Origin of the sequence: Streptomyces sp. NPDC058877, from assembly GCF_042742855.1 — a bacterium.
Lineage (GTDB): Bacteria > Actinomycetota > Actinomycetes > Streptomycetales > Streptomycetaceae > Streptomyces.
The window spans coordinates 1-5,939 of record NZ_JBHYMF010000071.1; the positions used below are offsets into that span (position 1 = coordinate 1).

At 71.8% G+C, this 5,939-nt stretch carries 5 protein-coding genes; all 5 read right to left on the bottom strand.

Features of this window, described 5'->3' with window-relative positions; genetic code table 11:
• On the bottom strand, positions 1-1,509 hold a 1,509-nt coding region (gene gatB, locus ACFW2Y_RS18240; RefSeq protein WP_384879849.1), incomplete at its 3' end, for an Asp-tRNA(Asn)/Glu-tRNA(Gln) amidotransferase subunit GatB.
• 28 nt (positions 1,510-1,537) lie between these two features.
• On the bottom strand, positions 1,538-1,783 hold the full coding sequence (locus ACFW2Y_RS18245) for a hypothetical protein (RefSeq protein ID WP_384879852.1): 246 nt from the start codon (positions 1,781-1,783) through the stop codon (positions 1,538-1,540).
• Positions 1,780-3,279 carry an Asp-tRNA(Asn)/Glu-tRNA(Gln) amidotransferase subunit GatA gene (gene gatA / locus ACFW2Y_RS18250; protein WP_384879854.1) on the bottom strand — a complete coding sequence of 500 codons (1,500 nt, stop codon included), beginning with the start codon at positions 3,277-3,279 and terminating at the stop codon, positions 1,780-1,782. Before gatA ends, ACFW2Y_RS18245 begins: the two co-directional genes overlap by 4 nt.
• A gap of 6 nt (positions 3,280-3,285) precedes the next feature.
• Entirely contained in the window at positions 3,286-3,582 is a 297-nt protein-coding gene (gene gatC, locus ACFW2Y_RS18255) for an Asp-tRNA(Asn)/Glu-tRNA(Gln) amidotransferase subunit GatC (RefSeq protein WP_015036350.1), read from the bottom strand.
• Positions 3,583-3,676: 94 nt separating this feature from the next.
• Positions 3,677-5,791 carry a putative bifunctional diguanylate cyclase/phosphodiesterase gene (locus ACFW2Y_RS18260; RefSeq protein ID WP_384879857.1) on the bottom strand — a complete coding sequence of 705 codons (2,115 nt, stop codon included), beginning with the start codon at positions 5,789-5,791 and terminating at the stop codon, positions 3,677-3,679.
• Positions 5,792-5,939: the final 148 nt, after the last annotated feature.

Here is a 5,939-nt window from a genome sequence, read left to right on the forward strand (position 1 = left end):
GCCCTCGGAGACGCCCAGCTTCTCCAGGATCAGGTCCTTGACCTTCGCCGCGTCCGCCTGTCCACGGGTGGCCTTCATGACCGCGCCGACCAGGGCGCCGACCGCCGCGACCTTGCCGCCGCGGATCTTGTCGGCGATGGCCGCGTTGCCCGCGATGGCCTCGTCGACGGCCGTGCCGAGGGCGCCGTCGTCGGAGACGACCTTCAGCCCGCGCTTCTCGACGACCTCGTCCGGGGTGCCCTCGCCGGCGAGGACGCCCTCGATGACCTGGCGGGCCAGCTTGTCGTTGAGGTCGCCGGCCGCGACCAGCGCCGACACCCGGGCCACGTCGGACGGGGTGATCGGGAGCTCCTCCAGGGAGACGCCCTGCTCGTTGGCGTTGCGGGCGAGCTCGCCCATCCACCACTTGCGGGCCGAAGCCGCGTCCGCGCCCGCCTCGACGGTGGCGACGATCGGGTCGACCGCGCCCGCGTTCAGGATGGCCTGCATCTCCACCTCGGAGACGCCCCACTCCTCGCGCAGCCGGTTGCGGCGCACGCGCGGCAGCTCGGGCAGGGTGGCGCGCAGTTCCTCGACCCACGCGCGGGCGGGGGCCACCGGCACCAGGTCCGGCTCCGGGAAGTAGCGGTAGTCCTCGGCGTTGTCCTTGATGCGGCCGGAGGTGGTGGTGCCGTCGTCCTCGTGGAAGTGGCGGGTCTCCTGGACGATCGTGCCGCCGGACTCCAGGACGGCCGCGTGGCGCTGGATCTCGAAGCGCGCCGCACGCTCCACGGAGCGGAGCGAGTTGACGTTCTTCGTCTCCGAGCGGGTGCCGAAGGTGCTGGAACCCTTCGGCATCAGGGACAGGTTCACGTCGCAGCGCATCTGGCCCTTGTCCATGCGCGCCTCGGAGACGCCCAGGGCGCGGATCAGCTCGCGCAGCTCGGCCACGTACGCCTTGGCGACCTCGGGGGCCCGCTCGCCCGCGCCCTCGATGGGCTTGGTGACGATCTCGATGAGCGGGATGCCGGCCCGGTTGTAGTCGAGCAGCGAGTGCGAGGCGCCGTGGATGCGGCCGGTCGCACCACCGATGTGGGTGGACTTGCCGGTGTCCTCCTCCATGTGGGCGCGCTCGATCTCCACGCGGAAGACCTCGCCGTCCTCCAGCTGGACGTCCAGATAGCCGTTGAAGGCGATCGGCTCGTCGTACTGGGAGGTCTGGAAGTTCTTCGGCATGTCCGGATAGAAGTAGTTCTTCCGGGCGAAGCGGCACCACTCGGCGATCTCGCAGTTGAGCGCGAGGCCGATCTTCACGGCGGACTCGACGCCGATCGCGTTGACCACCGGCAGCGAGCCGGGCAGGCCGAGGCAGGTCGGGCAGGTCTGCGAGTTGGGCTCCGCACCCAGCTCGGTCGAACAACCGCAGAACATCTTCGTCTTGGTGCCGAGCTCGACATGGACCTCAAGGCCCATGACGGGGTCGTACTCGGCGAGCGCCGCCTCGTACGACAGCAGTTCAGTGACAGTCACGGTGAGAATTCCCTCTGGGCCTTCGGCCTCAGCCGAACAGGACGTCGTCGTCACCGATGCGCTTGAGCTCGCGCACGAGGAGAGCGACGCCGGTGGCGATGGCGGCGGCGGAGACGACGGCGTCGATCAGCTTGAGCGTGTCGTGTTCGCTGCGGGCCTTCCGGGCCTGCTTGATCACGCCGAGCGCGCCGAACGCCGTGGTGCCGATGGACAGGTAGGTGCCGGTCTTGGACTTCTTGAAGCCCTTGGCCTTCTGCAGTGCACTGGTACTCAAAGCGACGGAGCCTCCTCAAGCAGCGGGTGGCCCCACTTTTCCACGAAGGCGGCCTCGACGGCAGCGCCGACCTTGTACAGCCGGTCGTCCTTCATGGCGGGGGCGATGATCTGCAGACCGACCGGGAGACCGTCCTCGGGCGCCAGGCCGCAGGGCAGCGACATGGCGGCGTTGCCGGCCAGGTTGGTCGGGATGGTGCACAGGTCCGCGAGGTACATCGCCATCGGGTCGTCGGCGCGCTCGCCGATCGGGAAGGCGGTGGTGGGGGTCGTCGGGGAGACGATGACGTCCACCTCCTCGAAGGCCTTCTCGAACTCGCGGGTGATGAGGGTGCGGACCTTCTGGGCCGAGCCGTAGTACGCGTCGTAGTAGCCGGAGCTGAGCGCGTACGTGCCGAGGATGACCCGGCGCTTGACCTCGTCGCCGAAGCCCGCCTCGCGGGTGAGGGCGGTGACGTCCTCGGCGGAGCGCGTGCCGTCGTCGCCGACCCGCAGGCCGTAGCGCATGGCGTCGAAGCGGGCCAGGTTGGAGGAGCACTCCGACGGCGCGATCAGGTAGTACGCCGAGAGGGCGAGGTCGAAGGTCGGGCAGTCCAGCTCGACGATCTCGGCGCCCAACGAGACGAGCAACTCGACGGACTCGTCGAAGCGCTGCACCACGCCGGCCTGGTAGCCCTCGCCACGGAACTGCTTGACGACGCCGATCCGCATGCCGGCGACCGAACCGTTCCGCGCGGCCTCGACGACCTGGGGGACCGGGGCGTCGATGGAGGTCGAGTCGAGCGGGTCGTGCCCGGCGATCGCCTCGTGCAGGAGGGCCGCGTCCAGGACCGTGCGGGCACAGGGGCCGCCCTGGTCGAGGGAGGAGGAGAAGGCCACCATGCCGTAGCGGGAGACGCCGCCGTAGGTCGGCTTGACGCCGACGGTGCCGGTGACGGCCGCGGGCTGGCGGATGGAACCGCCGGTGTCCGTGCCGATGGCGAGCGGGGCCTCGTACGCGGCGAGGGCGGCCGAGGAACCGCCGCCGGAGCCGCCGGGGATCCGAGTGAGGTCCCAGGGGTTGCCGGTCGGGCCGTAGGCGCTGTTCTCCGTGGAGGAGCCCATCGCGAACTCGTCCATGTTGGTCTTGCCGAGGATGACGACGTCGGCGGCCTTGAGGTTCTTGACCAGGGTCGCGTCGTACGGCGGGATCCACCCCTCCAGGATCTTCGAACCCACGGTCGTCGGCATGCCGACGGTGGTGAAGATGTCCTTGAGCGCGAGCGGCACACCGGCGAGCGGGCCGAGCTTCTCGCCGCGGGCGCGCTTCTCGTCGACGGCGCGGGCCTGGGCGAGGGCGCCCTCCCGGTCGACGTGCAGGAAGGCGTGGACCTTCTCGTCGACGGCGTCGATGCGGGCGAGGTGGGCCTCGGTGACCTCGACGGCGGTGAGCTCGCCGGAGGCGATCTTCCCGGCGATCTCGGCCGCGGTGAGCTTGATGATGTTGTTGTCCGTCATGACTTCTTAGTCCTCCCCCAGGATCTGCGGCACCTTGAAACGCTGCTGCTCCTGGGCCGGGGCGCCGGAGAGCGCCTGCTCGGGGGTGAGCGACGGACGGACCTCGTCCGCGCGCATGACATTGGTCAGCGGCAGCGGGTGGGAGGTCGGCGGTACGTCTTGGTCGGCGACCTCGGAGACGCGGGCGACCGCGCCGATGATGTCGTCGAGCTGACCGGCGAAGTGATCGAGTTCTTCGCCCTTCAGCTCCAGACGCGCCAGCCGTGCGAGGTGGGCGACCTCCTCGCGCGTGATGCCAGGCATGCGGATCCTCACGGGGTGAGTTTGATGGTGTTGGCCCAATCCTATGGGGCCGGTGCCGCTGCCCGTGAAACGGTTTGCCCCCGGAGGGGGTGGCTCACTGCACGACCTGCCCCGAGGGCTGGTCCAGATCGGCGGGTTCGGTCATGTCGGCGGGACGGCGCCAGCCGTGCTCACCGCGGGCGAGGAGCCAGGCAGTGGCCTCGGCGGGCGGCATCGCGGCGGCGACCAGCCAGCCCTGGACGGCGTCGCACCCCAGGTCGCGCAGGCGCTCCCAGGTCTCGTCGTCCTCGACCCCCTCCGCGACGACGAGGAGCCCGAGGGAGTGGGCGAGGTCGACGGTGCAGCGGACGATCTCGGCGTCCTCGGTGTCGACGGCGAGCCGGGCGACGAAGGAACGGTCGATCTTCAGTTCGCTGACGGGCAGGCGGCGCAGGTGGACCAGGGAGGAGTAGCCGGTGCCGAAGTCGTCGAGGGACATCTTGACGCCGTGTCCGGTGAGGCCGTTCAGGGTGTCGGCGGCCCGTTGGGGGTCCTCCAGGAGCACGTGTTCCGTTATCTCCAGCTGGAGGGCGCCGGCCGGGACGCCGTGCCGGGCGAGGCGGGCGGCGACGGCACCGGCGAAGCCGGGGGTGTGGACGTCGCGCGGCGAGACGTTGACGGCGACCGGGACGTTGAGGCCCTGGGCGCGCCAGCGGGCGACCTGGGCGAGGGCGGTTTCCAGGACGTACTCGGTGAGGTGGGGCATCAGCCCGGAGGACTCGGCAATGGCGATGAACTCGTCCGGCGGGACCTTTCCCCGCTCGGGATGGACCCAGCGGACGAGCGCCTCCAGACCTGCGACCTGACCGTCGAAGCGGACCTTGGGCTGGTAGTGGAGTTCGACCTCGCCGGCGTCCAGGGCGCGACGGAGGTCACCGAGGAGGCCGAGCCGGTCGGGGGTGTTGGAGTCGCGCTTGGACTCGTAGACCTCGACGCCGGTGCGGTCGCGCTTGGCCTGGTACATGGCGACGTCGGCGCGGCGCAGCAGGCCCTCGGCGTCGAGGGCGTGGTCGGGGAAGACGGCGACTCCGGCGCTGGCCTCCAGGACCAGGGTGAGGCCGTCCAGGTCGAGCGGGGAGGAGAGCTCGGCAACGAGGTGGCGGGCGACCCGCTGGGCACTGGTGGTGGAGTCGGCGGTGGGCAGCAGGACGGCGAACTCGTCGCCGCCGAGCCGGGCGGCCTCGGCACCGCGGGGCAGGGCGAGGCGGAGGCGCTCGGAGATCTGGAGGAGCAGCCGGTCACCGGCGAGGTGGCCGAGGGTGTCGTTGACCGACCGGAAGCGGTCGAGGTCGATCAGGACGAGGGCGGCCCGGGTGGCCTCGTCCTCGGCCTCCTCCAGGGCGGTCCAGGCCCGCTCCAGGAGCCACTGGCGGTTGGGGAGGCCGGTGAGCGGGTCGCGGAGCTGCTCCTCGGCACGGGCGCGGGCGATCCAGAGGGTGGAGTCCAGGGCGATCAGGGGGACGGCGAAGAGCGGCAGCAGGACCGGTCGGGTGGCGGCGACGACGCAGATGAGCGGGGCGATGCCGAGGAGCGCGACGGCAACGAGGCCCTGTCGGAGGAGGGCGGTGCGGGCGGCGGTGGGCAGTCCACCGCTCTGGGGTGCGAGGGTGTACCACAGGAGCAGGCGGGTGACCACGAGGTAGGTGGCCGCGGCGATCACGACTTCCGGCAGGTCCCCGATCGTCCAGTCGAGGGGTTGCCAGGGCTGCTCGACGGTCGGCACGTCGCCGAAGAGGGCGAGGACGAGGGCGGCTGCGCCGACCCCGAGGACGTCGGCGGCGCCGTGCAGCAGCCCCTGGCGCCAGCGGTGTCGGCGTGCCGCGCCGACCAGGGTGACGATGGTGAGCGCGACGAGTCCGGCGGGCACCCAGCCGTACAGCAGGAGGACGGCGAGGGTGAGGGCGGCGCCGGAGCCGGTGCCACCCCACCAGCGGTCCCGCCCGAGGGCGACCAGGTGGCCGACGATGAGCCCGGTGAGGACGGCGAGGGACCAGCCGGTGACGCTGCCCGGGAAGAGCCCGTGGCCGGCGCTCAGGGCCTGCTGGAACCCGGCGACGAGGACGACGGCGGCCACGCCCACCACGGCTGCGGGCAGCCGGGAGGGAAAGCCCAGGGTGACCACGCGGCCGTGCGGCCGTGGGACCCGGGCGGCGCTCTCGGTCGGTTCCATTCCCGTCCCTCTCACAGGCGGCGGTGCCGTCGGTGTGCGATGGGCCGCGTGTCGCGGCCGTACCTCGTCCGGTCGTGCGCCCGGCGGGCGCCCGCCCGCGGGCGGGCGGCCGCTTCCGGGACGCGCGGGGCCGGTGGCCGCACGCGCC

Bases quoted from the DNA above. Each gene is read 5' to 3' on its own strand.
- gatA (WP_384879854.1), bottom strand. From the start codon at position 3,279: ATGACGGACAACAACATCATCAAGCTCACCGCGGCCGAGATCGCCGGG.
- gatC (WP_015036350.1), bottom strand. From the start codon at position 3,582: ATGCCTGGCATCACGCGCGAGGAGGTCGCCCACCTCGCACGGCTGGCG.
- ACFW2Y_RS18260 (WP_384879857.1), bottom strand. From the start codon at position 5,791: ATGGAACCGACCGAGAGCGCCGCCCGGGTCCCACGGCCGCACGGCCGC.